This window comes from Rhizobium sp. SVR5-9E (genome assembly GCF_056755095.1).
The window spans coordinates 1-26,175 of record NZ_JBNDHS010000007.1 but is presented as its reverse complement, the minus strand read 5'-3'; the positions used below and the strand labels follow the sequence as shown (position 1 = coordinate 26,175).

The following is a 26,175-nucleotide window of genomic DNA, read 5'->3' as shown; positions in this document are numbered from 1 at the left end:
TGAGACCCGGACTTGGATAGACGTCGCGTGAGAGCGGCGGGATGCACGCGTCTCCGGCCTTGGTTGAGCAATAATAATATCAAGCGTTTGCCAATCGTCTCAGCGAAGTATTCTGAACGTATCAATTTTGTTCCCAGCCTCGTAAATATGCGCTCCAGTCATTGCCCTTCATTCGCGCGTACGTATTTTGCTCGGCGTAAGTAATTGATCTTGCGCCACCAAAGCTGGATTTAATGGAGTTATTGATGAAATCTTTATCTTTGCCGCCGCGCCGAACGGCGCTCGCTTTTTGCCTTGGAATAGCCTTTGCTTCGAGCGCCGCAATCCTTCTGCAGCCGAGCCGCGTCGAAGCTCAGTGGGGCGGTAACCAGCCTTACATGCAGTCGGCGCTGAATTCGCTGGTCTCTGCGAAATCATCGTTGCAGAAAGGTACGACCAACAAGGGAGGCCACCGCCTCAACGCGATCAGCCTGGTCGATCAGGCGATCGTCGAGGTGCAGGCCGGCATGGCCGTCGCCAACTGATCGAGCTTGCCGCAAAGCTGCTTCCGGAAGGCGCCCGATTGGGCGCCTTTTTTATTCGATCCAAGCTTCGAACTATTGCGCGTGGCAGTTGGTCGATCTGCCGGCCGCTTCGAGCTGCGCGTCGTCGCCTTTGATCCAGAACACCACGCTGCCATCCGTGTAGCGCGCGCCTGAGCCGGACCTCGCTTGCGGCAAACGGAAGCTGCGGCCACCTGTCGTGATCAGGACCTCGTTCGTGGAATTCACAAAGCTTGCAATGACCGCCGTGCCGTCGTCGCAGCGATACATCACTCCGGCCTGGTCCTGCGCGAAAGCAGCGGCCACGCTCATCAAAGGCAGTGCAGCTCCAAAAACAGCGATTCCGATCCTGGTCACGTCTATCTCCTTGTATCGAAAAGCGCAGCCCGTACCAGAAGGCGACAGCGGCGGCTTTGCCCTCCATCCCTGCTTGCTTTGCACTCCGTCTCATTTCTCCTGGCGGATGGTGCGAAGCGCGGAGAGTTGCGGAATGGCGCCTGTGAGCTCGGCCACCCAGCGCGCCGCTTCGGCGTCGGGACGAGGCTCGGCCGGGCGATCGTCCGGAGGCGCATTGGAGGTCCGTAGCGACCGCTCGCGCGCTTCCCCGGGCGTGAGGCCAAATTCGTGACGAAAGGCCCGGATGAAGGTCGCGTCCGAGCTGAATTGGCATTCGACGGCAACGTCGATGATCCGCCAGGGGCGGAATGCCGGAGAAACAAGGATGGCGAAGGCGCGGTGCAGCCGGCGCTGTTGAATGTAGCTCGCGGGGCTCTGCGGCGCAAACAGGCGATAGAGGCTGGCGCGCGATAGCGCGAAGCGGCGGCATAGGTTCGTCACATCGAGCGAGGCTGTGCTCAGATTGTCCTCGATGTGCCGTTTGATTCGGGCGCGCAGCGCCTCTTGCGATGAGCTCGGGAGGGGGACGGTGTTGTCGGCGTGGGAATTCATGCCGCCGGCTGCAAGCTGCGCCAGCGATTGGGCTGCCGCTTGGCGCTCGGCCTGCGTCAGTTGCGCCGCGTAACGCTTCAGCGCCAGCATATGTTCGCCGATCAGGGCTCCAAATGCGGTCTCGCGCCTTGCAACGGTGATCGTCGGAACGTTTTCGATCGCGGCGAACAGGGGCGCGAGCAAAGGGCGAGGAAGCATGAAGCTCAAAACTCGGGCTACGCCGTCGTCGCCCGGAATTTCGCGCGTCAGGTGGGGTTTACTCATATTGATGAGGGAGACGTCACCCGCCCGCTGCAGGAAGGTGCGCTCGCCAACGATGAATTCAGCGCCGCCGCCGAGATACATGACGAGCTGAAAGTGATCGAGGCCGCGCGCGATATGCTCGGGCGTCCTGTTATAGCGCAAGGCGCTCGAACGGCCGTCCAGCAGCAACGCATTGCCAAGATGCAGGGTGCTGGCGACGACACGGAAATTCTCCGCCTCGCCAAGCATCGCCGCGTCGCAGATGTCGACGATCAGCTCGCACAAGCGCTCGAACCCCTGCTGCGGCGAGGCGAAAGCAGCCGTATCGAACAACAGCGGCTGTCCGTCTGTATTGGGCGCGGCTTCAACGCTCATTTCGCTTCTTGGGGTCTGAGTAGCAAGGAACAGAAACCTACATAAGGATTTCCGGGGATTTTGGGAAGAACACGAATTTGGGCATAATTTTCATACAAAAGAGATCGAGTTGCAGCAAAATTCTATCCCACGCAGGGCCGGGAAGTTTTGCCCCGATCATGCCGGCCGCTTGCGACGCGCTAAAGGACGGAGGCCGCGCGGAGTTGCCGAGCAAGCGGATTTCGCGCGTGGCGAGCTACGAATTAAAATTATAGCAGCGAGCAAAAATCTATCCTTGTTATGAACCCGGCAGGCTGTATCCGTTTGGGTCACGCTAGCAGTTGGGGAGGGTGCAGATGCGTTTCGACCAGTCGGACGTCGATCTCATTCTCAAATTGCACTTCAGCGCCACAGATCTGCACAGCATTCGCAGCGCCGGCGCCTGATGCGTGTTTTCGGGTCAAATTTCGTTCGTTGAGCGCAAGGCGACCGATGCCGGCGATGCGGTCCGGTATCCGACCATACCCACGGGACGTTAAGAGGAGGAGAGTGAGAGTGAGAGGGATTATTCAGACAGTCGTTGCTTGTCTTGCGCTGGCAGCGACCCCGGTCGTGGCGGCCGATTTTCCGGCCAAGAATATTGAATTCGTGATCCCGGTGAGCCCAGGCGGCGGGTTCGATACGTATGTCCGGGCGATTTCGCCGACCATGGAGCGCCACCTGCCGCAATCCGTCAACGTCGTCCCGACGAACGTTCCGGCCGCTGGCGGCGCGCGCGGCGCGGCGCAGGTTTTCCGTGCCAAGGCCGATGGTTACACGATCGGCATATTCAACATCCCCGGCATGCTGGTTCCCCAGATCCGTGGGGACAGCGGTCTGCAGTACGATCTGACCAAGATGACCTGGCTTGCGAGCTTCGGCCACGATGACTACGGCGTCGGCGTTCCCTCCGCCTCTTCCTACAAGACTGTAGCGGACCTGAAGGCGCTCGGGCGTCCGGTCAAGTTCACAGCCTCCGGCCCGTCTTCCACCGCCTATTCCACCACGATGATCGCGACCGACATGCTCGGCATCAAGCGCGAGATCATCTCCGGCTACAAGGGCAGCAACGACTACGTGCTTGCCGTCATCCGCGGCGATGGCGATGCCGTCATCGGCCCGCTGCCGCTTCTCAAGAAATTCGCCGAATCCGGCGAGATGCGCATTATCGGTACGTTCGAGGAGAAGTCCTCCGTTCCCGGCGCGCAGAATGCTACGGAAATGGGCCGCCCCGAACTTTCCAAACTGACGCTCGGCAGGCTTGTCGCAGGCCCGCCGGACCTTCCGCCCGAGGTCGCAAAGACGCTGGCTGACAGCCTGATGGCCGCCATGCAGGATCCGGACACGGTGAAGTGGTCGAAGGAAAGCGGCATCGACATCGAACCCGGCGACGCGGCTGCGGCCAAGGCTTCGCTCGAAAGCCAGTTCGATTTCTACAAGCAGTACAGCCAATATCTTGGCCCTGCCAACTAAGCACCAGAGGATCGGGAAAGATCGATGCTTGACGTCGCGCTCACCGCGGCTGGCAATGTATTTACGTTGCAGTCGCTTCTGTTTCTGACGATCGGGATGCTGATTGGTCTCATCGTCGGCGTCGTTCCCGGCATGGGCGGCACGACAGCGCTTGCAGTCTTCGGGCCGATGACCGTCGGTCTCGACCCCTATGCCGCCCTTTCACTAGCGGGCGGGCTGATGGGTGCGGTGTCCTTCGGCGGCTCGGTCACCTCGATCCTCATCAACCTGCCTGGCGGCGCGCCCAACGCAGCGACTTGCCTCGACGGATATCCGCTCGCCCAGCAGGGCAAGGCAGGTCTCGCGCTCGGCGCCTCGGCAAGTTCGTCTTCCGTCGGCGGCGTCATCGGTGTCTTCACGCTGCTGCTCGTCATTCCGATCTCGAAGACGATCGTCCTCGCCTTTGGCCCGTCGGAATTCTTCCTGCTGGCGGTGCTCGGGCTGGTGACGATCGCCGCCTGCGCGCCGGGCAACATGCTGCGCGCCATGATCGTCGGCGGTATCGGCTTGCTCTTTGCCTTCGTCGGCTTCGACAACGTCAACGGCGGCACGCGCTTCACCTTTGGCATCGAACATCTGTGGGAGGGCGTTCCGCTGGCTCCGGCGATGATCGGCCTTTTCGCCTTCCCGGAGATGATCGAGCTCTCCGCTAAGGGCGGCTCGATCGCCAAGCACAAGGACAAGGTGGGGCTGACAGGGACGCTGGACGGCGTATGGGCCTCGTTCAAATATTGGAAGACGCTGCTTCGCGGCTCGCTGATCGGCACGCTAGTCGGCGCGATCCCTGGCGTCGGCGGGACAGTCGCCGCCTTCCTTGCCTATTTCAGCACCGTTCAGGCCTCCAAGGATCCGAACAGCTTCGGCAAGGGCAACATTGAGGGGGTCATCGCTCCGGAAGCGGCCAACAATGCCAAGGATGGTGGTAACCTCATTCCGACACTCGCCTTCGGCATTCCCGGCACCGCCGAAATGGCCGTGCTCCTCGGGGTCCTCGTGCTGCACGGTATGGAGCCCGGACCGACGATGATCATGCATCACGAGGCGGAGATCTACGGTCTCATCCTGACGCTGACGCTGTCATCCGTACTTGCTTCGGTGATCGGCCTGATGATGGTCCGCCCGCTGGCGATGATCACGCGCCTCGACGCCCATATCCTGGTGCCCGCCGTCATCGCCATTTCCTTCGTTGGTGCCTATGCCAACGACTCGCTGGCGGGGGATATCGTGCTCGCCTTCGTCTTCGGCATCATCGGCTATCTGCTGATCCGCTTCGATTATCCGCGCCTGCCGCTCGTCATCGCGCTGGTGCTCGGCGAACTTGCCGAACGCAGTTTCGACCAGACGATGATGATCTCGAGTGGGCATTGGTCGATCTTCGTCACCCGTCCGATCTCGGCCTTGCTGCTGTTTATGATCGTCTTTGCTCTCACCTTCCCGATGCTGCGCTCGCTCTCGCGGCGGCAGAAAACGGCCGAGGAATTGTCATGAAGGAATCCCCCAAAGGCTTCAGCGCGCTTGCCCAGAATTTCGCGCCGCCGCTCGTGCTGCTTACCATCACCGGCATCTTCATCGTCGCATCCTACGGATATCCGCCCGCCTCGCGCGAGGTCCCTCTCCTTGTCTGCTATACGCTGGTGGTGTTGATCGCGCTCGATATCCTCTCGCGCACGGCGACCCGCACCGGCGAGCTCGTCCGTAAATATCTCAATCCTGGAGCCGGCATCACGCAGATGCCCAAGAGCGACGAGGAGGACGAAGGACATCCGTCCGGCCGCCGTGAGCTGTTGGCGGTCGGCTGGGTTGCCGCCTTTACGGCGGGCGTGATGCTCGTCGGCATTCTGCCCTCGGTGCCCGTCTATCTGGCCTCCTACATGATCTTGGAGGGCCGCAAGAAGCCCCTCTTCAGCATCTTGATCGCGGCTGCCGTCGTTCTGTTCCTGTGGGTCAGCTTCGAAGAGATCCTTTCCATTCCGCTCTATCGCGGCGTCCTCTTCGAGGACTGACGAGCGGCCTCAACATTCACATTCAAGGAATATCATCAAGGAGTTTCAATGAGCGGTTTTCAGGAAGCAAGGTCCGGTACGGGATATGACGTCGAGGAGCGCCGGCTGCGCGAGGAGGTGGCCTCCTGCACGCTGATTCTCAACAGTCTCGATATCCTCGGTTATAGCGGCCATGTCAGCGCCCGGCTGCCAGACGGACAGCATATCCTGATCCAGTCCTTCGACCAGAGCCGCGCCTCGTTGGGACCGGACGATCTTCTGATCTGCGACATGGAAGGGAAGGTCGTCGTCGGACCGAAGGGCATCCGCGCGCCGGCCGAAGTCTATCTCCACACCGAAGTGCTGAAGGCGCGTCCCGACGTCAATTCCGTGGCGCATTTCCATGACGATCTCGCCACGACCTTTACGATCGTCAAGAACAAGCCGCTGCTGCCGGTCAAGAACCACGCGATCCGCTGGGCGAGTGGCATCCCGGTACATCCGGATCCGAGCCATGTCAGCGATTCCGAGCTCGGCCACGCGCTGGCGAAGACGCTTGGCGGTCATCAGGCGCTGCAGATACGCGCCCATGGCCAGGTCATCGTTGCCGAATCCGTCAAGGCGCTGTTGATCGATTCCGTGCATTTCGTCGAAAATGCCAAGGCGCTCTACGACGCGCATCTCTTGGGAGAGGTCGAGCCCCTGACCGCCGCCGAGCTCGAGGATTTCGGCCGCACCTTCAATCGCGACCGGCACGTGGCCAAGCTCTGGAAATACTATGTCGGCCGTGCCGTCGACGATGGAATCATTCCGGAAACCTGGTCATCGGTCGTTGCCTGATCAGCGACAAGACAACCCCTGCGGCAATATACGGAAACATGATGATGGATCAGCACGATCTCCTTGAGGAACTGGTAACGGCGAACCGAATCTTGGCCAACGAAGGGGTTCTGGATTCCTTCGGACATGTCAGCGTGAGAAATCCTGAGAATCCGAACAGCTTCTTTCTGTCACGGGCGCGGGCGCCGGCGATCATCGAAGCCTCTGATATCATGGAATTCACGCTGGACGGGACGAGCATCGGCGCGGAGCCTGGCAAGCCTTATTCCGAGCGCTTCATTCATGCCGGCATCTACGAAGCGAGACCAGAGATCAATGCCGTTGTCCACAATCACAGCCCGAGCGTGATCCCGTTTTCCGTGACCGGCAAGAAGCTTCGACCGATCATGCACATGTGCGCGCCGATCGGCGACGACATTCCGACGTGGGATATCAGCCACAAGTTCGGCGAAAGCACCAATCTTCTGGTGACCAACATAGACATGGGTCGCGATCTCGCCGCCTGCCTTGGCGGGCGGACGATGACGCTGATGCGGGGGCATGGCAGCACGGTCGTCGGGCGCTCGCTGCGTGAGGCGGTCTTTACGGCCGTCTACATGGAGCTCAATGCCGGCATGCAGATGAAGGCGATGGCGCTGGGGGAGGTGACCTATCTCTCCCCGGGCGAGATCGCCGCCATCGAGCGCGGTCGCGCAGGCTTCACCTTCGAGCGCGGCTGGGAGAACTGGTGCCACGAGGTCGACCGCCCCTACGTACCGGGCAATTGGGATTTCGGGGAGGGCTATTCCCGTACCGATAGGCAGGCGGGTGGCTAGCCGCTAGGCGGTTCGGGGAAGCCGGCCGGACCGGGCCGCGCTTCCATAAGCTTCAATGAGAGCCCGCGGCGCCCAGCATGGATATCCAGACAAACCAGGCAATTCCTCTGAGACCCACTTCGCTGCTGATGCTTTTCACCGTTTGCTTCAGGATCGGGATCCTGAGCTTCGGTGGAGGTCTGTCCGGCTGGCTCTATCAGGAGTTCGTCCGCAAGCGGAATTGGATCAGCGAAGATGATTTCGCGAGCAGCATGGCGATTTCGCAAATGCTGCCAGGGGCCAATGTCGTCAACATGGTGGTTTGCATGGGCGAGCAACTGCGCGGGCCGCTGGGAGCCGCCACCTGCATTTTCGCCTTTCTGGTGGGTCCCTTTTTTGCCGTCATCGCACTCGGAGTGCTCATCGGCCATCTCGGTGATGCCAAAGCTTTCGAGGCGAGCCTGATCGGCGTTGCCGCCGCGGCGACGGGACTGCTCAGCACCGTCGGTTGGCGGGGCATCGTGAGATCCCGCCGCAACTGGGCGGCTCTGTTCGTCACCATCGTTACCATCATTACTGTCGGCATCCTCCAATGGCCGCTTCTGCCCGTTGTGGCCGTCATTGCGCCGGTCAGCGTTCTCTTGCGCTGGAAACGGGGGGCGGCCGATGCGCGATGATGTTCTAATCGGGCTGGTGATGATCTTTGTGCCCTTCTCGCTGGCTTCGATCGGCGGCGGCGGCAGCATCATCGCGGGCCTCGAGAGCGAGCTCGTCACCGGGCGGGGCTGGCTAACTTCCAAGGAATTCGTCGAGCTCTTCGCCGTTTCCCGCGCGGCACCCGGCCCCGGGACCATGCTCGCCACGCTGATCGGGTGGAGAATGGCCGGCTGGACGGGCGCGCTCGTTGCTTCGCTCGCCTTCTTTCTTCCCTCCTCGCTGCTTTGCTACGCCGTCTTCCGGCTCTCGAACGCCCATCGCGAGAAAGCATGGCATCGCATCATGCGCGAAGGGCTCGCGCCGATCGGCACCGGCCTCATCATCGCCGGCGTTATTTCGATATTGCGTCTGACGAGCGGAAACATCGCCTCGGTCGCAATCGCGCTCGCCGCGGCTGTAACTTTGATAGCAGTCCCGCGCCTGCCGCCGCTGCTTGTGATCGCGCTCGGCGGCTGCATCACTTGGATGATGTATGGGGTGCTGAGCTGACCGGCGAAGCGGCGCTAAGCCGAGCTTTCCATCGTCGATTTGACAACAGACCTGGCGCGTTACGCAACGTCCCACAACGTTGCTGGAAGATATGTCCTCTAGCACCGCATCTCGTTGTCCCATAATGAAGATAATGCCGTACTAGTTGGACATCTGGTTGTGCCTAAGACGGTCGGTAATGCCGCCTTTTGACTGATCGGACTGCTTTGGAAAGAGCTTCGGGACATCGTGCTAGCTATGCATCACGAAATAACACTTGCTTCGCTCCGCTATTTTGTCTCCGTGGCGGAGGAGCGGAGTTTCACCCGGGCAGCCCAGCGGCTCAATGTTGCGCAACCGGCCTTGAGTCGGCAGATATCCAAGCTGGAGGTGGCGCTCGGCTCGCCGCTCTTCACACGATCCGTTCGCGGAGTGCAATTGACGGAGGCCGGCGAGGTATTGCTTACCCGCGCCTACACGATCTTCAATCAGGTCGAACAAACTGTCCACGATATCGCCATCACGGCAAATGTCGCGCGCGGCGTGGTGACGGTCGGAATGCCGCCGACACCCGGGGAACTGATCGCTCCGCCGCTTCTGGAATATGTGCGCGAGAACTACCCTGAAATCGAACTCCGCTTTCGTGAGGCCTTCAGCGGCGATCTGCTTCGTATGCTGAACAACAACGAGATCAGCCTCGTGGTCATGCATGAGGCCCCTTCAGAAGATGACTTTCTCGTCACGCATCTGCTGGACGAATATCTCTGGGTCGTCGGCAAGTCGGGATCGCTCAAGCAGGAGAGCTATACCTTCGCCGAGGCGGCGGCCCTGCCTCTCATCCTGCCCAGCCGGCCGAATTTCCTGCGCATTTTGGTTGATCAGGAGGCGGAGAAACACAAGCTCGATCTCAATATCGTCCAGCGCTCGGACGGCGTGTGGATCACCAAGGCGCTGGTGCGATACGGCCTGGGCTATACGATCCTGACCCAGGGCGGCGTGCTGTCCGAGCGGCTGCACGGTACCGTCGATGCCGCGCCGATTGTATCACCGCAGATCAACTGGACGCTGATTACGGCAACGCGACTCGACCAGGCAAACAAGCCAGCCTTCCGGGCGGTGAACGAGGCCATCCGCAACATCGTCGAAAGGCTGCGGGAGAGTTCGGCTTGGAAATAACCATGCCGAGGCGGCATGGAGACGATAGTAAAGAAGTATTTGTGATATAGATTTACACTCCTTTAATCTGCCCGCGAATTCCTAATCGAATCCGCGAGGGCGCATTGAGCATTCGCCAGTTACAGAGCGAGATCGGACCAGGCGGCGCGACAGAAACGCGTTTGGGGCCCTCCGAGACCCTGTTCCCGGATCGTCCCGCAGGAGCAGAGTTTCAGGTCAAAGTCGATGGTTTAAACCTCCGGGTCCGGGTCGATGGCGCGCCAGGCAAGCCATGGATCGTCTTCAGCAATTCCCTCATGACATCCCTTGATATCTGGAATGATCAGGTCGCGGAACTTGCGGCCTCGTTCCGAATTCTTCGCTATGACCAGCGCGGTCACGGCGGCAGCGACGTACCGCAACAGCCGGCCGATTTCGACCGTCTGGCAGACGATCTGCTCGAACTGATGGACGCCTTCGGTATCGCCTCGGCGACATTGGTCGGCATTTCGATGGGTGCGGTGACTGTGCTGGCCTTTGCGTTGCGCAGTCCCGGCCGTGTGGACCGCCTCGTCATGGCGGACGGTCAGGCAGCGACGGCACGGGGCGGAGCAACGGTCTGGCAGGAGAGGATCGACCTCGCCCAAGGCAAGGGCATGGCCGGTCTTGTCGAGCCGACGCTGCAGCGCTGGTTTCTGCCGGCGAGCATTGCCGGGAAGGAGAGCGGAGTCGATATCGTCGGCGAGATGATCGCCTCGACGCCGCTCGAAGGCTTTGTCTTGGGCGCGCGGGCGCTTCAATCCTTCGATTACCGGCCGCGCCTCGCAAGGCTGGAATGTCCGGTTCTGCTGATCGCGGGATCCGGGGACAGGCCGCTTGCCGAGACCATGCGAGACATGGCGCCGCAGATTGCCGGCGCCCGCTTTGTCGAGATTCCGGAGGCGGGTCATCTGCCGAATGTCGAACGACCGTCGCGTTTCAATGCGGCGCTTGTGGATTTCATCAACCGCTCCGGCGGTTGAGAAGAAGTAGGCACAGACCGCGCTCGGAGAGGACCGCGGAGCTGTGCCGGAGATGTGCAATCACACTGCTATAGGGAGGGGCCAGAGTGAAAATCGGACGTTCCATTATCTATATCCTGCTCTTTACGGGATGTACCATCAACTATATCGACCGCGTCGTGCTGTCGGTTTCGGCCTCGCATATCCAGTCGGAATTCGGCCTGTCGACCGTCGAGCTCGGCTATCTGTTCTCCGCCTTCCTCTGGACCTATCTGATTTTCGTCCTGCCCTGGGGCGTCTATATCGACAAGGTCGGAACGCGGAAATCGACAGCGGCGGGCATGGCGATCTGGTCGCTTGCGACGATTTTCACCGGCTTCAGCGGCTCGTTCTTCACCGCATTTCTGTCGCGGCTTGCCATGGGCTTCGGAGAGGCATCCACCTATCCGGCCGGAGCCCGCACAATCCGTGAATGGATACCGGCGCGCGAGCGCGGCGTTGCGACGGTGATCTTCAACTGCGGCGGCTATGCCGGTCCGGCGCTCGGTTCGCTGATCATGGGCGCCATCGTTGCCGCCTATGGCTGGCGCATCGCTTTCTTCGGCGCGGGCGTGATCGGCTTTCTGTGGCTCGTCGCCTGGCTGCTGTTCTACCGCCAGCCCGAGGAAGCGGGCTTCATCGGCGAGGAAGAACGCCGCAAGATCCTCAGCGAACGCGGCGGCACCGCCCGGCAGGGCGCAAGCGCCTCAATCGGTTCGCTGCTGCGCTACACATCGACCTGGGGTCTCTTCGTCACGCAGGGATGCGCCGTCTACACGGTCTATCTGTTCCTGACCTGGTTGCCGAGCTACCTGCAGGCAACGCGCGGGCTGGGCGTTCTCAAGACCGGTTTTTACACCGCCATCCCCTATGCCGTCGCCGTTCCCGGCACGATCTTCGTGGGCTGGCTGAGCGACAGACTGCTGCGCAATTCGCCTGTCGAGGGCGGACGGCGCCGCAATCTGGTGACGATCATGATGCTGTGTTCGTCCGGTGTCTTCCTGACACCTTGGATTAGCGACACCACATTGCTGCTGACCGTGTTCTCAATCTCGCTGACCTGCATCGGCAGCGCGGTCGGGCTCAATATCGCCCTGCAGAACGACCTGCTGCGCAATCCCGCCGATGTCGGCCGTGCCAACGGCATATTGGTAACGGGCGGCAACCTTTTCGGCGTCGTGGCGCCTATCGCAACCGGCTATGTCGTTTCCGCCACCGGCAACTACGATAATGCCTTCCTGCTTGCCGGAGCGCTTCTACTGATCGGCGCCGTCGTCTGCCTGACGATGACCCGCAAGCCGATCGATCCGCAGCCGCAGGAAGAGACGGTCGTGCCGTCCGCGAGGCAGCTCGTATGACCGGCCAGCTCGAAGACCGCGAGGCAATTCGGGAGCTGCTGGCCGAATATTGCTTCCTGCTCGATGGATACCAGCTCGCTGAGTTTTCGAGGCTGTTCACCGAGGACGGCGCGTGGATTTCGCGAAACGGAGAGGCGACTGGCCCTAAGGATATCGAGGCGCTTCTGCGACGCCTTGTTCCGGAGCCGGTGCCGGGAAAGCGGCGCAAGCACCTCACGACCAATATCATTATCAAGCTGACCGGCGACGAAGCCCGTGTGAAGTCCAACTTCCTGGTCGCGCGCGATTCCGAAGACGGGCCGGTGATCGCGGTCGCCGGAACCTATGAGGACCATGTGGTCCGCGTAGGGGCGGGCTGGAAGTTCCGTTCCCGCCGCCTGTTCCACGACGTTGCCGGCGAAAGCGGTCTCAATGATACCGGGCCGGCTCCGCAACAGGGCGCCTTATAAGGTGCCCTGATTTGAAAGATCGCGGCCGAAGCCGGCTTTCCTGCTTCCGCCGCGATCACCCGGATAATTCAAGGAATACGGAATGCTGAATTCGGCTTCTAATGAAATCGTCCAATCGGCGATGGTATTACGAACGACAATGACCTCTCCCTTCGGCCGCAAGGTTCGCATGGCGACGAAGGTGCTCGGGCTCGAGCCTGTCATCACCATCGCGCCTGCCGATACGCTCGACGAAGACGATACTCTGCGCCGGCAGAACCCGCTCGGCAAGATGCCGACGCTGCTCTTGGCCGACGGCAGCGTCATTTTCGACAGCCGGGTGATCGTCGAATATCTTGACGGCCTGAGCGGCAGGCCGCGGCTGCTGCCGCAGTCCGGGGTCGAGCGGTATCGCGCCCTGACGCGCGCGACAATTGCCGACGGCATCATGGATGCGGGCCTGCTGATGGTCTATGAGGGGCGGTTTCGGCAACCGGAGCAAACGTCCGAACGCTGGCTGTCCCACCAGCGCGGCAAGATTTTTCGCGCTATGACATCCATGCAACAGGACCTCCCCGATCCGCATACCACAGATCTTGTATCCATAGGCCTAGCCTGCGCATTGTCCTATCTGGACTGGAGGGAGCCAGTGCGGTGGCGCGGCGATTTTCCGATCCTGGAAGACTGGCTCAACCGTTTCGCCACATCCGAGCCGGCGTACAATGCCACCGGCCGGCCGGAACAGGGATGACGTCATGGTGCGTTTGAAGACACCCGATCCGGATAGGTTGAGCGACGCTCAGCGTGCCGTCTATGATGCCATCACCTCCGGCCCCCGCGGCGGCGTTCGCGGTCCGCTGGCGATCTGGCTGCATCGGCCTCAGCTGGCCGATCTCGCCCAATCGCTCGGACGCTATTGCCGCTACGACACGCTGCTGCCGCCAAGGCTGTCCGAACTCGCCATTCTGGTGACGGCGAAGGTCTGGCGCTCGGAATATGAATGGCAGGCGCACAAGCCCATCGCCCTACAGGCCGGCATCTCGCCCGAAGTCGTCGATGCGATCAGGGCAGGGCGCAAGCCCGATTTTGCATTGGAGGATGAAGCGGTCGTGCACGATCTGGCTTTCGGCATCCAAGGCGAACGGAAGGTCGATCAGGCGCTATATCACAGGGCGGCCGCCGTTCTCGGGAACGAGGCGCTTGTCGATCTCGTCGGGGTGCTCGGCTACTACGGGCTGATTTCGATGACCATCAATACGTTTGAGGTCGGTCCGCCGGATCCATCAAAGCAAGAGATGAAATAGCCGTGGCTCTCGCCGCTAGAATGTCGGCAGGTACCGATCTTTGCGATCATTCCGAAGGAAGTAACGACTTCGAACTGGCGGTGAGGTGCTTTCGGAGCGCCTGCCTACCGGATAAGGCCGTGAGAAGTTTCCGGCCTGAACTGGTTGCAGATCTCAGAACGAGGGTCACGCGGCCATCCATCCGCCATCGACAAGCAGATTATGGCCGGTGATATAGGTTGCGTCGTCGCTCGCCAGGAATAGTGCAGCATTCGCGACATCCGCCGGCTTGCCGAGCCGCGGCATCGGAGTGCGCCGACGGGAGTAGTCCAACATTTCCGGCAGGACGGCTCGGCCGGTCTTGCCTGTCAGTATCTTTCCGGGAGCGACCGCATTGCAGATGATGCTGTCGGCGGCATAGTCGGCCGCAATCTGTTTGGTCATATAGACGAGACCTGCCTTGCTGACGCCGTAAGCGAGGTCGCCTGGCGCGGAAACCATGCCGTGCTGGGAGGAAATGTTGATGATGCGGCCGCGGGCCTCATTGACGATTTCCTGTCTCAGCATGACGCGAACCGCAGCTCGGCTGCACAGGAACGCGCCCTTCAGATTGACATCCATGACCCGGTCCCAATCCGCCTCTTCGGTATCGGCAAGCGGTGTGGGCGCGTGGATTGCTGCATTGTTGACAAGAACGTCGAGCCGACCAAATCGCGCCCTGCTCTCTACGAACACCCGTTCCACATCATCAGCCCGCGCAATGTCGGCCTGCAGGAAGATGGCCTTCGGGCTGATGGCGTTGAGCGCCTCGATAACGGGCACACCGCCTTCAACGACTTCGCGCGTAATGTCGACGGCAACGATGTTGGCGCCTTCCTCGCAAAACCGCGTCGCTATTGCGCGGCCGATGCCGGACGATGCCCCGGTGATGATGACGGTCTTGTTTCGCAGACGCATGCCGGTTCTTTCCTTGTTGGAGGCTAGCCGCTGACCGAGGCAAGCCAGGACATGTAGTCCTCTGCCGCCACGCGGCCCGAAAATGCCGGCTGGAAGCCGATATCGGTCTTGATCCGCTCAATATTGAGTGGGGCTCGGTCACGTGACAGTCCGAACCGGATATTTGCCGCTTCTCCTGGTCCTGCGATCTTCCATTTTCGCGCCCGGGGGAACGGTTGAAGCTCCTCGGCCCACTCCGCGAGGCTCGTCAGCACCTCGCCGCCGAGATTGTAGATCGTGTGCGGGAGAAAGCCGGCAGTCAGAAGCGCCGCGATGCCCCGGCCGGCATCCCGGCTATAGAGCCAGTCCCCTCTGAGCGCACGGGGAAGAACGACGTCCTCGCCCCGCAGCCAGGTATCGAGCACCTGGCCGTGCGGACTGAGGATGGGGCGCAGGCCCGTCTTGTACTCCCAAGGACCATAGACTGGACCGAGCCTGACGATTGTCAGGTCCATGCCATAAAGCTGTGCGAGACGGATGGCCGTGTTTTCGGCCGCGAGCTTGGAGATGCCATAAAGACTTGTCGGCGCCGGCAGAGATTCATCCTCGCGATATGTACCCCACGCCGGAGGTTCCTCGCCATAAACGGCCACGCTGCTGACAATGATAACCCGCGGCCGCGACGCCAAACGCGAAAGCGATCGCATGAGATTTGCGGTGCCGCCGATGTTGACGGCAATAACCGCCGCGGGATCGCGCATTTCTGCTTCCCGGTCGGGTGTCGCGGCGGCCAGGTGAACCACTGCCTCCGGTTCCACTGTGTCGAAAAGACGATCGAGATCGGCGCCGTTTGCGATGTCTCCGGCGATGAAGGACGCGCTGCCGAGAAGAGGGACGAAACGGTCCGGCATCGGTTCGCGTCCGAACAACACGACATCCCGATCCGCTCGCTCGAGTGCCTCGGTCAACGCCAGGCCGACAAAGCCGGTGCCCCCGGTGATAACGATGCTCATCGCTGGTTGCTCCCGATGATGGCTCGCCTCTCCATGCGGGACACCCAATGGGAGAAGGGCCAAAGCATAATGAAAAAGATGAGGGCCGCCGCTGTGAGCGGCGTCGGGTTATAGGTTTGCTCCTGTGCGACGCGCGCCGAGCGAAGCAATTCGGGCAACGCCACCATCGAGGCGATCGACGTCGTCTTGATGAGCTCCAGGGAATTGCTCGCCAAAGGAGCGAGCACCTTCCTGAGAACCTGCGGCAGGATGACGAGGATCATGGTGTGAAAACGATGGAGACCGAGGGCTGCCGCGGCCTCATGCTGACCCTTTGGGATCGACTGGAGACCGGCGCGGAAAATCTCGCCGAAATAGCCTGCATTGTTGATCACCAGAGCAACGACGACAGCGGTGAAGTTGCCGAGCGTCACTCCAAAGAAAGGCAGGCTGTAAAAGATCAGAATGAGCAAAACGATGACCGGAAAGGAACGCAGCAAATCGATCAGTATGATCACCGCGCGACGGGAGAATGCTCCACCGAAGCTGTAGATCATTGCTACCGCGAGTCCCGACAGTGCCGACAGCGGCAACGAGACAAGCGCCAGCAGGACCGTCAGTTCTAGCCCTTGCAACAACAGCGGATAGATCTTCAGGAACGACGGTACGCTCGCGAAATTCTGGAGGAAGAGATCCATGGCTGCTCCTTACTGAGACCGGGCAAACCGCTTTTCAAAAGCGCGGCTCAGCCATACGAGCGGAATGAAGAAAGCGAGATAGAAGCCGGCGGCGAGCGTCAGAGGTGACGGATTGGCATAGATGGACATGGCGCTCTGCGCGCTGCCAAGGGCTTCCGGAAGCGAGATTGCAGCGCCAAGCGCAGTGCCTTTGGTTATGGCAATCGAGCGGTTTGTCACAAGCGGGATGGCCAGCCGAATGGCTTGGGGAAGGATGATCAGACGCAGTGTCAGCACGCGGGAGATCCCGAGGGCGGATGCGGCTTCCCACTGGCCTTTCGACACCGCCATGATGGTCGCCCAGAAGATTTCGGCGGAGAAGGCCGCAAGCACAGCCGCCAGGGCCAGCGCGGTGGCGAAGAAAGGTGAGAAAGTCAGCCCCAAATACGGCAAGCCGAAATAGATGAAGATGATGATGACCAGCTGCGGAAGGGTCCGAAAGACCTCCACGTAGATGGTCACCAAGCCATTGATCAACCGGCTATTCGTACAGCGCAACAGGGCCAGGAAGAGGCCGGCCATAACACCGATGACGATCACACAGACAGCCACCTCGACCGTGACGACGAAGCCGCTGAACACATCCGGCAACGCTTGCGCCATTACCGGTCCATTGAAGTAGTTTTCGAGAATCTGGTTCATGTAACCCTCACCATGGAACGCGGCGCGGTCAAGCCGCGCCGGATCTCAAACAGGGTCAGTTGCAGGCGAGCTGATGAGGTTTCCCATCGTAGCCCTTGAAACCCGGAGCACCATAGCCCGCATAGACGGTGGTCAGTGCGGTGCCGTCAGCCGGCTTTTCCCCGTACCATTTTTCGTAAAGCTTCGCCATTGTGCCGTCCTGCTTCAGGCACTCGATGGCGCCCTCGACCTTGTCGCGATAGGCCTCGTCGCCGTAACGGAACGCGTAACCGAAGTTGCGGCCGTTGAAATCCTTGAACCCGACCTCGATTGCCGGGTTCTGGCTGGCCGCATAGACCGTCGTCGGGATCTCGTTCAAGGCGGTAAAGGCGCGGTGGGTAATCACTGCCTGAACTGAATCCGGGAAAGTTTCGTAACGCTGAACCTCGAAGCCATATTTTTCAGAGTTTTGCGTTGCCCAGGTGTCGGAGATTGTGCCGCGGTTGACCGCGAGGATCTGCCCCTTGAGGTCGTCCAGGTTCACAAGCTTCTCACCTTTTCTGACGAGAAAACCATTGCCCGTCGCAAAGAAGGGCTCGGTGTAGAGCATCTTTTCCGAGCGCTCTTTCGTGATGTTAAGCGGATTGACGGTGAATTCGATGCGCTTTGCGAACAAGGCGGCGAAAAGCCCGGAGAAGTTGACATCCTGAATATCGACCGACGGACGGCTGACCTTCTTTCCGATCGCGTTGATGAGATCGACGCCGAAACCTTCAGGCCCGCTGGCACCGCGCACCATCCATGGCGCGACGCCGAAATCGGAGCCGACGACGAGCGGCTGGTCCTGCGGATGATCGTCTGCAAGCGCGGCGGTGCGTGACATTCCGAAGGCTGCGAGGGCGGTCAGAAGTGCGATTGTGCTGATTGTTTTTTTTGTCATTGCATTCCCCTTTTGTTGCATGCGTTGGTTACGGTGACGGTTGATGATGCTGATGCCAGTGCCTAGCGATGTCACCACGACGGCAGACCCAGACGCCGTCATGGCGGGAGACGTGATCGAGGAAGCGCTGGAGCCCGGCGGCGCGTCCGGGATGCCCGGCGATGCGAAGGTGGAGACCGACCGACATCATCTTGGGCGACTGCTTGCCCTCGGCGTAAAGGAGGTCGAATGCGTCGCGCAGGAATTGGAAGAATTGATCTGCCGTGGCCATGGCGCCGCGCATGAATTTCGCGTCGTTATTGGTCAAGCTGTAGGGTACGACGAGATGATTGCGGTCGCCGACCTTCACCCAATAGGGCAGCTCGTCGTTATACGCGTCGCTATCGTATGAAAAACCGCCATGTTCAACGAGCAAGTTGCGGGTGTTGATGCTGGGTCCATAGCGGCAATACCAGCCTTCCGGCGGGGTGCCGATCGACGCCTCGATGCTGCGCACTGTCCTGGCAATTCGCTCCCGTTCTTCATCGACCGAAAGTCCGCGGTGCTGCTCCCAGCGCCAGCCGTGCGCACAGACATCGAATGCGCTCTTGCGCAGGTATTTGCTTATGTCGGCATTGCGCTCCAAGGCCAGGGCGCATGCCATGACGGTCGCAGGAAAACCTCGCTCCTCAAGTAATCTCGCCACGCGCCAGAACCCGACCCTGCTTCCATATTCGAACATAGATTCCGCGGCGAGGTCGCGGCCGGGGAAATTGCCGGAGCCGCCCTCCGTCAAGGCAGCTTCGCTGGCGGCATCGCCGTCAAGGATGGAAGGCTCCGATCCTTCCTCGACATTGATGACGAAATTCAGCGCCAGTCGTGCGTGGTCCGGCCATTTCGGGTCATAGCCCTTTGATCCGTATCCAACAAAGTCTCTGGTAAGATGCTCTATCGGCTTCATCGCTCTATGCTCCCGAGCTGATACCGAGCGGCGTCGCCAGCTCAAAAAATTCGTCGTTGTCGGCTTTGTCCGTCACTCCCATCGTGACGAAGAATTCCGCCGGCGCGGTCAGCGCCGACAGCGGCGCGTGCCAAACATTCCGGCGATAGATCACGCCCTGACCCGGCTCAGCGACGAAGGCTTTGATCCGCTCGACATCGGGATCGCCTTTGGCATCGTCTGGGCACACCACTACCAGGAATCGCGTATCGCGCAGCGGAACGAATCCCTGGTCGGAATAGGGATGCCGCTCGAGTTGTGTTACTTTCGTCGGCAAAGTCGCCGCCTCCGATACCTTCGAAACCCAGAAGGCACGACGCATGTCGTCTTGCGCATCGATGAAGTCGATCGACAGTGCACGACGGCGCTGGTCACCCTCATGTTCGATGACGTCGCCGAATTCGGCGAATTCCCGTTGGGTGAGCGGTTGAATAATTCGATCCACGCAAACTCCATCATAAATCCCACTGGGATACCAACGGGGCACGAATGGAATTTATCGGCAAAAAATATATTGTAAAGCGGAAATGAAAAAGCCAGGGCCGGCTTGTACCGGCGGGACCCCGTTGGGATTGCTCCCCAAGCTCCAATCGTCTAAGGAGAATTCGACGGGATAATTCAAGGAATAAAAGTGCAGAACGACGCCGCACTCGCGACAACGCGGGATCAAACAAAGATTTCCGAGCAGGCCTACCAGTACATGCGGAGCCTGATACTGGCGCGCGAACTCGGGCCGGGAGACGTTTTCACGGAACGCAAACTCGCCGAGCAGATCAACGCGTCGAGAACGCCGCTAAGGGCCGCAATCAATCGGCTCGTCGGTGAGGGCCTCGTGGCCCGCTTGTCGAACGGCAGTATCGTCATCCGCCAAGTCGCCGTCGAAGAGCTGATGGAGATCCTCGTCATTCGCCGGCTGCTCGAGGGAGAGGCTGCCGCGCAGGCCGCCCATCGCAGCACTCCCGGTAGCGTCGACAAGATCCTGGAAAAGAGCCGCGCCATCCTTGAGGACCCCGACCTGGAATTCGATCCGTTCTGGGAATACGACGACGAGTTTCACCTCTTCGTCGCGGACGCGAGCGGCAAACCCTTGCTTGCGCAGTATATCCGCAATCTGAGGGACAAGGCGCGTATGTGCCACGTGGTCCGAATGGAGAAGAATTTCGAGCAGCAGGCCCGCGAGCATATCGCCGTCTTGGAGGCTGTTGCTGAAAAGAAGCCGGATGAAGCGCGGCAGGCAATGGCAACCCACATCGACCGCGTAAGAGAGCGGTTCATGCGCTGGCTCTTCACAGAATAGGCCGGCACCCTGAAGCGGATGCGGAGTGTGCGCGGCTTTCGTGCGATATTCAGCTTCAACTTTTTGATTCAGAGACGGATTCGGATTTCAGGTCGATGACGTGAATTCTCCGGCTTTACAGTGCCCTGAGCTCATATGCGAGGCGGGCTCTTTTCTAGCGCATGCTCAACAGCTTCAAGAATCCAAGCCTCACTTGGTCGATGTGATTTCGCATGCATTTCCGAGCGAGATCTCCATTGGTCTCCTGGAGTGCGCGCAAAATTGCGAGATGTTCCATGCAGGTCTCATTGAAACGGTGAGGCAGCTTCTCGACGTTGCACATTCTGATCAGGCGGCGCACCGTTGTAACCGACCGGCCAAGCCAGCGGTTCGCACAATATCTGGCGACCAGCGCATGCAGTTCGTCATCCAACCGCCAATGCTCTGATAGATCAGGCGAGGCCATAGCTTCTTCAATCCTGCCGATCAGACGTCCCAGTTCGGCTTCTGGAATTTTCCCCGCCGCCTGCAATGCTGCTTCGCCCTCAAGAAGCCGCCGAAACTGGATGAGCTGAGCAAAGTCCTCCAGGCCAAGTTCGGTGACCGTCAACAATCCATTTGGCGCGCGATCGACAAGGCCCTCACCGACGAGGCGTGAGAGAGCGGCGCGGATCGGCGTTCGGGAGACACTGAGCTTTGCTGCCAATGCTCGCTCTTCCAAGAGGTCGCCAGGTCTAAGCTCGCCGGTTTCGATGAGCGACAGCAAATGCTCATGAGTCTGCTCGGACAGGCGGCTTGCATCAACCGTAGCGCTTCCCCTCATTGCTGCCTCCTCAATGATGCGACCCGCCTTCTCCGCGAGTTCGTTGTTTTGGCGATTGACACTTCTGGTTCGTCGCTGTTACGGTATCTTAGTGGGATACCAGTGGGATTGTCTAGGGATTTCCCGCCAGAACCAAAGGGGAATGAAGGATGCTGAAACTTTTGATTTCGGCGGCCGCGATTTCAATCGTCGCCGCTGCTGCGAACGCCGCCAGCCTTGCTGACATCAAAGCCCGCGGTTATCTGAACGCCGCAACGAGCGGTAATCTGCCACCTGTAAGCTTCCTCAATGAAAACAACGAGCTGGATGGCTATGACATCCAGGTCGAGAAGTACGTTCAGGATAAACTTGGGGTGGAGATTCGGATGAACCGGCTTGACTTCAAGGGCATTCTCCCCGGCCTGCAAACAGGCCGTTTCGATGCCGTCTTTTCCAACGTCAACATCACTGAGGACCGCAAGGCGACCTTCGATTATTCAATCCCTTACTCCCGGTCGGCGGTTGTGGTTGTGAAGAGCTCCAAGGCCGAAGGCATCAACGGCTACAAGGATTTGGCGGGCAAGCGCGTAGGGGCGATCTCGGGCGCCAACGATGGTGAAATGCCCGCCCAGGACATCGCTTCGAAGTTCGGCGCATTCAGCCAGTTCAAGGGATATGCAGGCTACGCCGAGATGTTCCAGGATCTGGCGATCGGCCGTGTCGATGCTCTCATCGCGCCAGACACGGCAGCCGCCAATTTCCTCAAGCAGCGCCAGGGTATCGGCGCGATTGTCGGGGAGCCGTACCAGATCCGATATGTCGGCGTGCCGATGCCGAAGGGATCTCCGGATCTGAAGGCGGCAATCGACGCAGCAATTACCGAAATGCGCCAGAAAGGCCTGCTGGATCAGTGGGCGAGCAAGTATTTCGGCATCGACAATTTCAGCGCGCAGCTGGTCGATAAGGTTCCGTGATGACGTCTTGTCTCTCGGCGGCCGCCGGGAGGCAAACCATAAGGAGATACGATCATGGATCTCGATTTTTCGGTGGTCTGGAAAAATCTTCCGACCTTGCTCAACGCCGCCATAATGACGCTCGTGCTGACGCTGATCAGCCAGTTCATCGGGACGATCGCCGGGTTCTTCCTCGCGCTGGGCCGATTATCGCGAATGGCCTGGCTGCGTGGGCTCGTCTGGACCTATGTCTGGATTTTTCGCGGAACGCCGGTGCTGTTGCACCTCTTCTTTGTCTACTACGCCGCGCCCATGTTCGGCGTCACGCTGGATGCATTCCCGGCTGCGATCATTGCCTTCTCGGTGAGTTCGGCTGCCTATAACACCGAGATCTTTCGCGCCGGCCTGCAAGCGGTCCATGTCGGTCAGATCGAAGCCGCCCAGGCGATCGGCATGCGATACCCCGCAATCGTCCGCAAGATCCTTCTGCCCCAGGCGGTTCGGATCATCATTCCACCCTACATGAGCAACTTCATCAGCCATACGAAGAACTCCTCACTTGCCTCGGTGATCACGGTTCAGGAACTGATGCTGACGGCGCAGGCGATCTATTCGAGCACCTATCGTGCCATCGAAATCCTGTCCGCCACGGGTGTCATTTATCTTTGTCTCACAAGCTGCCTGACTGGGCTTCAGGTGCTTCTCGAGCGCCAGATGAAGTTCGAGGAGCGCGGTTTGAGTGCGCGGCGCAAGCGGCTTCTGAAGGTCATTGACGGCGAGCCGGTCGCGATTGCGGCGAGCGCATAAGGATGGGAAGCATGGAAACGATGATCCAAGCCCGCGGCGTTCAGAAGTCCTTTGGGGCGGTCCAAGCGCTGCGCGGCGTTTCCATGGAGGTGAACAAGGGAGAGGTTGTCTGTCTCATTGGTCCGAGCGGATCGGGCAAGAGCACCTTTCTTCGGTGCATCAATCATCTCGAAGTCCCAGATATCGGTGAAATCCGGGTTGATGGACGGCCGATCGGCTACGTCGAGAATGGCTCGGGCCGACGCCGCGCCATGGCGGGCCGCGAGTTAGCGGAGTTGCGCGCCGGAATTGGCATGGTGTTTCAGCTCTTTTATCTGTGGCCGCATCTCTCCGTGATCGAGAATGTCACGCTCGGCCTGACCGACGTCCGCGGCATGCCATTGGCCGAGGCGGTGGATGTCGGTCACAGAATGTTGGCCAAGGTTGGCCTCGATCATAAAGCCGGGAGCTATCCTGACCACCTTTCAGGTGGTCAGCGCCAGCGCGTGGCGATTGCCAGGGCGCTGGCAATGCAGCCGAAAGTGATGCTTTTTGACGAGCCGACCTCGGCGCTGGACCCAGAGCTCGTCGGCGAGGTGCTGCTGACCATGGAGCAGGTCGCCGCGGAAGGCATGACGATGATTGTGGCGACGCACGAGATGGGCTTTGCCAAGCGGGTCGCCGATCGTGTCGTCTTCATGGATCAGGGACGTGACGTCGAGGCCGGCACGCCAGCCGAGCTCTTCGACAATCCGAAGAGCGAGCGGCTGCAGCGCTTCCTGGAAAGAATACTGAAATGAGGGAACCCTGTTTCCTGCGAGCGACAGATGGAGCTGCAAGGCGGGCGCGATTCTGCCTGCCGATGGCGGATGGCTGGCATAGATGACGGTGCGGCGGGTTCTTATCACCGGCGGTTCCGGTTTCTTGGGCCTCGGCATCACGGAGGCGCTGCTTTCCGCTGGAGTTGAGGTCGTCAGTTTCGATAGGAACCCCGCCTTGCCGACGACGCTCGACGAATTCAGCCGACTGCCCGGTCGGATCGAAATCGTCGAAGGCGATATCCGTGACGCCGAGCGGTTGCTGGCGGCGGCTCAAGATACCGATGCGGTCATTCACGGATCGGCGGTGACGCCCAATGATGCCAACGAGGCGTCATCCGTTGATTTGACGCTTGCGATCAATGTCGGCGGCACGGTCAACGCCATTCGCGCCGCAGCCCGCACACGTCTTCGCAGGATGGTCTTTCTTGGGTCTGCGTCGGTCTATGGCTCGCATGCCGGCGCGACGGAGACGCTGGATGAAGTTCGTACCGCGCCATCGCCGCACTCGGTCTACGCAATCTCGAAATACGCCGCCGAGCGTCTTGCAGAACGGCTCGCGTCGCACGAGCGAATTTCTCTTCGCTGCGTGCGTCTGGGTTCCGTGTTTGGGCCGTGGGAGCATTCCTCAGGCGTTCGAAGCACGTTGAGTGCGATCCTGCAGACGACTGCAATTGCTCGCTTTGGCGGGCAGCCCTGTGTATTGCCCCGGCCCGGGCGCAGAGACTGGATCTATAGCCGCGATGTCGCCACTGCGGTTATGAAGGTTCTGAGTGCGGAGGGCCCAATATCGGGACCTGTGAATATCGGGCTGGGATATGAATGGACGGTTGCCGATTGGTGCGATCGACTGGCTCGCTCTTTTCCAGCATTTGAGTATCGCCTCGCCGAACCCGGGGAGGAGGCGACGGTCGATTTCCACGGCGGAAGTGACAGGCCTCCTCTCGCGATCGAGCGATTGCACGGCGAAATCGGATTCGAGCCGCGCTATGGCCTCGACGCCGCCTTCGCCGACTACATGGGCTGGATTGCTTCTCACAGCAACTTCTTGAAAGGGCAGGGCTATGGCTGACTTTGATCTCGTCGTGAGAAACGGGCGCATCTTCACGCCCGATGGCCTCGTCGAAGGCGATATCGCGAGTACTGGAGGGGTGATTGCGGCAATCGGCAAGGGGCTGCCAAGCGGTCGGCGTGAGCTCGATGCCGAAGGCCATTTGATTTTGCCCGGTGGGATCGATGCCCATTGCCATATCGACCAGCTGACGTCGACAGGTGCGAGAACGGCCGACACATTTCGATCGGCGTCCATTCCAGCCGCATTTGGCGGAACAACAACGTTGATGCCCTTTGCAGTACAGCATCGCGGCACGTCATTGCGGGCCGCAGTCGAGGACTACAAGGCGCGGGCGGCTGGCCAATCGGTCGTGGATTATGCTTTCCACCTCATCGTTACCGATCCGACACCGCAAACCCTGGAGACGGACATCCCGGCGCTTGCTGCCGAAGGCTTCACCTCCGTGAAAATCTACCTGACCTATGACGCGCTGAGGCTCGACGATCGATCCGCCTTGGATGTCCTGGCGGTCGCTCGCCGCGAGCAGATGATGGTGATGATCCATGCCGAGAGTCATGACCTGATTGCGTGGCTGACGGAACGGATGCTCGGGCACGGCTACGGCGACCTGAAATATCTCAGCCGTTCGCGGCCGATCATCGCTGAGCGGGACGCAACGCATCATGCGATCACGATGGCGGAGCTCATCGACGTTCCGATCCTGATCGTTCACGTATCGTCCAAGGATGCGCTCGAGCAAATCCGATGGTCGCGCACCGAGGGTGTACGCACCTATGCGGAAACCTGCCCGCAATATCTTGTCCTCAGCGAAGAGGATCTCGATAGGCCGGATTTCGAGGCCGCAAAATATTGCTGCAGTCCACCGCTGCGTGACCAGCGGCATCAGAAGGCCTTGTGGAAGGGGCTGGCTGATGGCTCGATCGACGTCTATTCGTCGGACCACTCTGCCTTCTTTTTTGAAGGGCCGGACGGAAAGATGCGGAACGGCAAACATGCCGCTTTCAACAAGGTTCCCTACGGTCTGCCGGGACTTGAAACCCGATTGCCGCTTCTGTTCTCGGAGGGCGTTGGCAAAGGCCGATTATCGCTCGGGGACTTCGTTCGTGTAACAGCCGAGCGGCCGGCTGAGCTCTACGGCCTGCAGGGACGCAAGGGTATTCTTGCTCCTGGTGCAGATGCCGACTTCGTTGTCTGGAACGAGAAAAAGCGCGTTCGGATCGGCAAAGACACGCTCCACGACGAATTGGACTACACGCCCTATGAGGGAATGGAGGTCGAGGGATGGCCGCAGACCACGATCGTCAGGGGGGAAATAGTTTGCCATCGTGGTGAGCTGTTCGCCGACACCGGATGCGGCCGGCTGCTCGTATGCGCACGGCCGAATGCAGCAAAACCGACCGGACAGCCGGTCACCGGCTTCGATGTTACGGACAATACCATGAAGCTTCGCTGATGCTGCTCCCCGTGCGCTCGATTAATCGCGACATGGCGAGCTACATCACCGGCGTCAACCTGATGGTCGACGGCGGATGGATGGCCGGCTGAGGCGATACGCCT

At 60.2% G+C, this 26,175-nt stretch carries 30 protein-coding genes and 1 pseudogene; 20 read left to right on the top strand and 11 right to left on the bottom strand.

From position 1 onward, the window contains the following. Positions 1-245: 245 nt before the first annotated feature. Entirely contained in the window at positions 246-524 is a 279-nt protein-coding gene (locus ACPYOJ_RS05945; protein ID WP_481415419.1) for a hypothetical protein, read from the top strand. Positions 525-596: 72 nt separating this feature from the next. Here the strand turns inward: ACPYOJ_RS05945 and ACPYOJ_RS05940 are convergent, their stop codons facing one another. Both ACPYOJ_RS05940 and ACPYOJ_RS05935 read right to left on the bottom strand, forming a co-directional pair. After that, positions 597-899 carry an MliC family protein gene (locus tag ACPYOJ_RS05940; RefSeq protein ID WP_481415418.1) on the bottom strand — a complete coding sequence of 101 codons (303 nt, stop codon included), beginning with the start codon at positions 897-899 and terminating at the stop codon, positions 597-599. Between the two features lie 90 nt (positions 900-989). After that, on the bottom strand, positions 990-2,108 hold the full coding sequence (locus ACPYOJ_RS05935) for a helix-turn-helix domain-containing protein (protein ID WP_481415417.1): 1,119 nt from the start codon (positions 2,106-2,108) through the stop codon (positions 990-992). 534 nt (positions 2,109-2,642) lie between these two features. Between ACPYOJ_RS05935 and ACPYOJ_RS05930 the strand changes: the two genes are divergently transcribed. From ACPYOJ_RS05930 to ACPYOJ_RS05870, 13 genes are all read left to right on the top strand, one after another. Continuing rightward, the gene (locus tag ACPYOJ_RS05930) at positions 2,643-3,599 is read left to right on the top strand and encodes a Bug family tripartite tricarboxylate transporter substrate binding protein (protein ID WP_168833060.1); all 957 of its coding nucleotides are present in this window, start codon (positions 2,643-2,645) and stop codon (positions 3,597-3,599) included. Between the two features lie 24 nt (positions 3,600-3,623). Next, positions 3,624-5,126, top strand: a complete 1,503-nt coding sequence (locus ACPYOJ_RS05925; protein ID WP_168833059.1) for a tripartite tricarboxylate transporter permease — start codon at positions 3,624-3,626, stop codon at positions 5,124-5,126. Beyond that, on the top strand, positions 5,123-5,641 hold the full coding sequence (locus tag ACPYOJ_RS05920) for a tripartite tricarboxylate transporter TctB family protein (protein WP_481415416.1): 519 nt from the start codon (positions 5,123-5,125) through the stop codon (positions 5,639-5,641). Before ACPYOJ_RS05925 ends, ACPYOJ_RS05920 begins: the two co-directional genes overlap by 4 nt. A 48-nt stretch (positions 5,642-5,689) precedes the next feature. Beyond that, positions 5,690-6,460: a class II aldolase/adducin family protein gene (locus ACPYOJ_RS05915; protein WP_481415415.1), complete on the top strand. Its 771-nt coding sequence runs from the start codon at positions 5,690-5,692 to the stop codon at positions 6,458-6,460. Between the two features lie 44 nt (positions 6,461-6,504). Further along, complete coding sequence (locus ACPYOJ_RS05910) at positions 6,505-7,275, top strand: class II aldolase/adducin family protein (RefSeq protein WP_481415414.1); 771 nt, start codon at positions 6,505-6,507, stop codon at positions 7,273-7,275. Between the two features lie 77 nt (positions 7,276-7,352). Further along, complete coding sequence (locus ACPYOJ_RS05905) at positions 7,353-7,931, top strand: chromate transporter (RefSeq protein ID WP_481415413.1); 579 nt, start codon at positions 7,353-7,355, stop codon at positions 7,929-7,931. After that, positions 7,921-8,460 carry a chromate transporter gene (locus tag ACPYOJ_RS05900; RefSeq protein WP_481415412.1) on the top strand — a complete coding sequence of 180 codons (540 nt, stop codon included), beginning with the start codon at positions 7,921-7,923 and terminating at the stop codon, positions 8,458-8,460. Before ACPYOJ_RS05905 ends, ACPYOJ_RS05900 begins: the two co-directional genes overlap by 11 nt. A gap of 237 nt (positions 8,461-8,697) precedes the next feature. Then, positions 8,698-9,615, top strand: a complete 918-nt coding sequence (locus tag ACPYOJ_RS05895) for a LysR family transcriptional regulator (RefSeq protein WP_481415411.1) — start codon at positions 8,698-8,700, stop codon at positions 9,613-9,615. Between the two features lie 104 nt (positions 9,616-9,719). Then, positions 9,720-10,616 (top strand): alpha/beta fold hydrolase, encoded by an 897-nt coding sequence (locus tag ACPYOJ_RS05890; RefSeq protein WP_481415410.1) that lies wholly within the window; start codon positions 9,720-9,722, stop codon positions 10,614-10,616. Between the two features lie 86 nt (positions 10,617-10,702). Next, positions 10,703-11,992 (top strand): MFS transporter, encoded by a 1,290-nt coding sequence (locus ACPYOJ_RS05885; RefSeq protein ID WP_481415409.1) that lies wholly within the window; start codon positions 10,703-10,705, stop codon positions 11,990-11,992. Next, complete coding sequence (locus tag ACPYOJ_RS05880; RefSeq protein ID WP_481415408.1) at positions 11,989-12,441, top strand: nuclear transport factor 2 family protein; 453 nt, start codon at positions 11,989-11,991, stop codon at positions 12,439-12,441. Before ACPYOJ_RS05885 ends, ACPYOJ_RS05880 begins: the two co-directional genes overlap by 4 nt. Before the next feature lie 82 nt (positions 12,442-12,523). Beyond that, on the top strand, positions 12,524-13,171 hold the full coding sequence (locus ACPYOJ_RS05875) for a glutathione S-transferase N-terminal domain-containing protein (RefSeq protein WP_481415407.1): 648 nt from the start codon (positions 12,524-12,526) through the stop codon (positions 13,169-13,171). A gap of 4 nt (positions 13,172-13,175) precedes the next feature. Further along, positions 13,176-13,724: a carboxymuconolactone decarboxylase family protein gene (locus tag ACPYOJ_RS05870; RefSeq protein WP_481415406.1), complete on the top strand. Its 549-nt coding sequence runs from the start codon at positions 13,176-13,178 to the stop codon at positions 13,722-13,724. 165 nt (positions 13,725-13,889) lie between these two features. Here the strand turns inward: ACPYOJ_RS05870 and ACPYOJ_RS05865 are convergent, their stop codons facing one another. Genes ACPYOJ_RS05865 through ACPYOJ_RS05835 form a run of 7 tightly spaced genes read right to left on the bottom strand, consistent with a single transcriptional unit; the run spans position 13,890 to position 19,353 of the window. After that, positions 13,890-14,660, bottom strand: coding sequence for an SDR family NAD(P)-dependent oxidoreductase (locus ACPYOJ_RS05865; protein WP_481415405.1), 771 nt, complete (start codon positions 14,658-14,660; stop codon positions 13,890-13,892). A gap of 23 nt (positions 14,661-14,683) precedes the next feature. Beyond that, complete coding sequence (locus ACPYOJ_RS05860) at positions 14,684-15,652, bottom strand: NAD-dependent epimerase/dehydratase family protein (protein ID WP_481415404.1); 969 nt, start codon at positions 15,650-15,652, stop codon at positions 14,684-14,686. Then, positions 15,649-16,329: an amino acid ABC transporter permease gene (locus tag ACPYOJ_RS05855; protein ID WP_481415403.1), complete on the bottom strand. Its 681-nt coding sequence runs from the start codon at positions 16,327-16,329 to the stop codon at positions 15,649-15,651. Before ACPYOJ_RS05855 ends, ACPYOJ_RS05860 begins: the two co-directional genes overlap by 4 nt. A gap of 9 nt (positions 16,330-16,338) precedes the next feature. Beyond that, positions 16,339-17,010: an amino acid ABC transporter permease gene (locus ACPYOJ_RS05850; RefSeq protein ID WP_481415402.1), complete on the bottom strand. Its 672-nt coding sequence runs from the start codon at positions 17,008-17,010 to the stop codon at positions 16,339-16,341. A 55-nt stretch (positions 17,011-17,065) separates the two neighbouring features. Next, complete coding sequence (locus ACPYOJ_RS05845) at positions 17,066-17,929, bottom strand: substrate-binding periplasmic protein (protein WP_481415401.1); 864 nt, start codon at positions 17,927-17,929, stop codon at positions 17,066-17,068. A gap of 28 nt (positions 17,930-17,957) precedes the next feature. Beyond that, positions 17,958-18,869 (bottom strand): allantoinase PuuE, encoded by a 912-nt coding sequence (locus tag ACPYOJ_RS05840; protein WP_481415400.1) that lies wholly within the window; start codon positions 18,867-18,869, stop codon positions 17,958-17,960. Between the two features lie 4 nt (positions 18,870-18,873). Beyond that, positions 18,874-19,353, bottom strand: coding sequence for an ureidoglycolate lyase (locus tag ACPYOJ_RS05835; RefSeq protein ID WP_481415399.1), 480 nt, complete (start codon positions 19,351-19,353; stop codon positions 18,874-18,876). Positions 19,354-19,539: 186 nt separating this feature from the next. Here ACPYOJ_RS05835 and ACPYOJ_RS05830 point away from each other — a divergent pair, with 186 nt between their 5' ends. Continuing rightward, positions 19,540-20,205, top strand: coding sequence for a GntR family transcriptional regulator (locus ACPYOJ_RS05830; protein WP_168833045.1), 666 nt, complete (start codon positions 19,540-19,542; stop codon positions 20,203-20,205). Between the two features lie 154 nt (positions 20,206-20,359). Here ACPYOJ_RS05830 and ACPYOJ_RS05825 read toward each other — a convergent pair whose 3' ends face one another. Both ACPYOJ_RS05825 and ACPYOJ_RS05820 read right to left on the bottom strand, forming a co-directional pair. Beyond that, positions 20,360-20,794 carry a GntR family transcriptional regulator gene (locus tag ACPYOJ_RS05825; RefSeq protein WP_481415503.1) on the bottom strand — a complete coding sequence of 145 codons (435 nt, stop codon included), beginning with the start codon at positions 20,792-20,794 and terminating at the stop codon, positions 20,360-20,362. A gap of 18 nt (positions 20,795-20,812) precedes the next feature. Next, positions 20,813-21,007 (bottom strand): annotated as a pseudogene (locus ACPYOJ_RS05820) (GntR family transcriptional regulator); the annotation flags it as partial. A gap of 149 nt (positions 21,008-21,156) precedes the next feature. On the opposite strand from ACPYOJ_RS05820, the gene ACPYOJ_RS05815 reads away from it, so the two are divergent. The 5 genes from ACPYOJ_RS05815 to hydA all read left to right on the top strand — a co-directional run bounded on the left by ACPYOJ_RS05815 (position 21,157) and on the right by hydA (position 26,071). Further along, positions 21,157-21,960 carry a substrate-binding periplasmic protein gene (locus ACPYOJ_RS05815; protein ID WP_481415398.1) on the top strand — a complete coding sequence of 268 codons (804 nt, stop codon included), beginning with the start codon at positions 21,157-21,159 and terminating at the stop codon, positions 21,958-21,960. Positions 21,961-22,014: 54 nt separating this feature from the next. Beyond that, on the top strand, positions 22,015-22,746 hold the full coding sequence (locus ACPYOJ_RS05810) for an amino acid ABC transporter permease (protein WP_481415397.1): 732 nt from the start codon (positions 22,015-22,017) through the stop codon (positions 22,744-22,746). Between the two features lie 11 nt (positions 22,747-22,757). Then, the gene (locus tag ACPYOJ_RS05805) at positions 22,758-23,525 is read left to right on the top strand and encodes an amino acid ABC transporter ATP-binding protein (RefSeq protein WP_481415396.1); all 768 of its coding nucleotides are present in this window, start codon (positions 22,758-22,760) and stop codon (positions 23,523-23,525) included. A gap of 82 nt (positions 23,526-23,607) precedes the next feature. After that, a complete protein-coding gene (locus ACPYOJ_RS05800) occupies positions 23,608-24,615 on the top strand; it encodes an NAD-dependent epimerase/dehydratase family protein (protein ID WP_481415395.1) in 1,008 nt (335 codons plus the stop codon). Beyond that, positions 24,608-26,071 carry a dihydropyrimidinase gene (hydA, locus tag ACPYOJ_RS05795; protein ID WP_481415394.1) on the top strand — a complete coding sequence of 488 codons (1,464 nt, stop codon included), beginning with the start codon at positions 24,608-24,610 and terminating at the stop codon, positions 26,069-26,071. The genes ACPYOJ_RS05800 and hydA overlap by 8 nt, the downstream gene beginning before the upstream one ends. Positions 26,072-26,175: the final 104 nt, after the last annotated feature.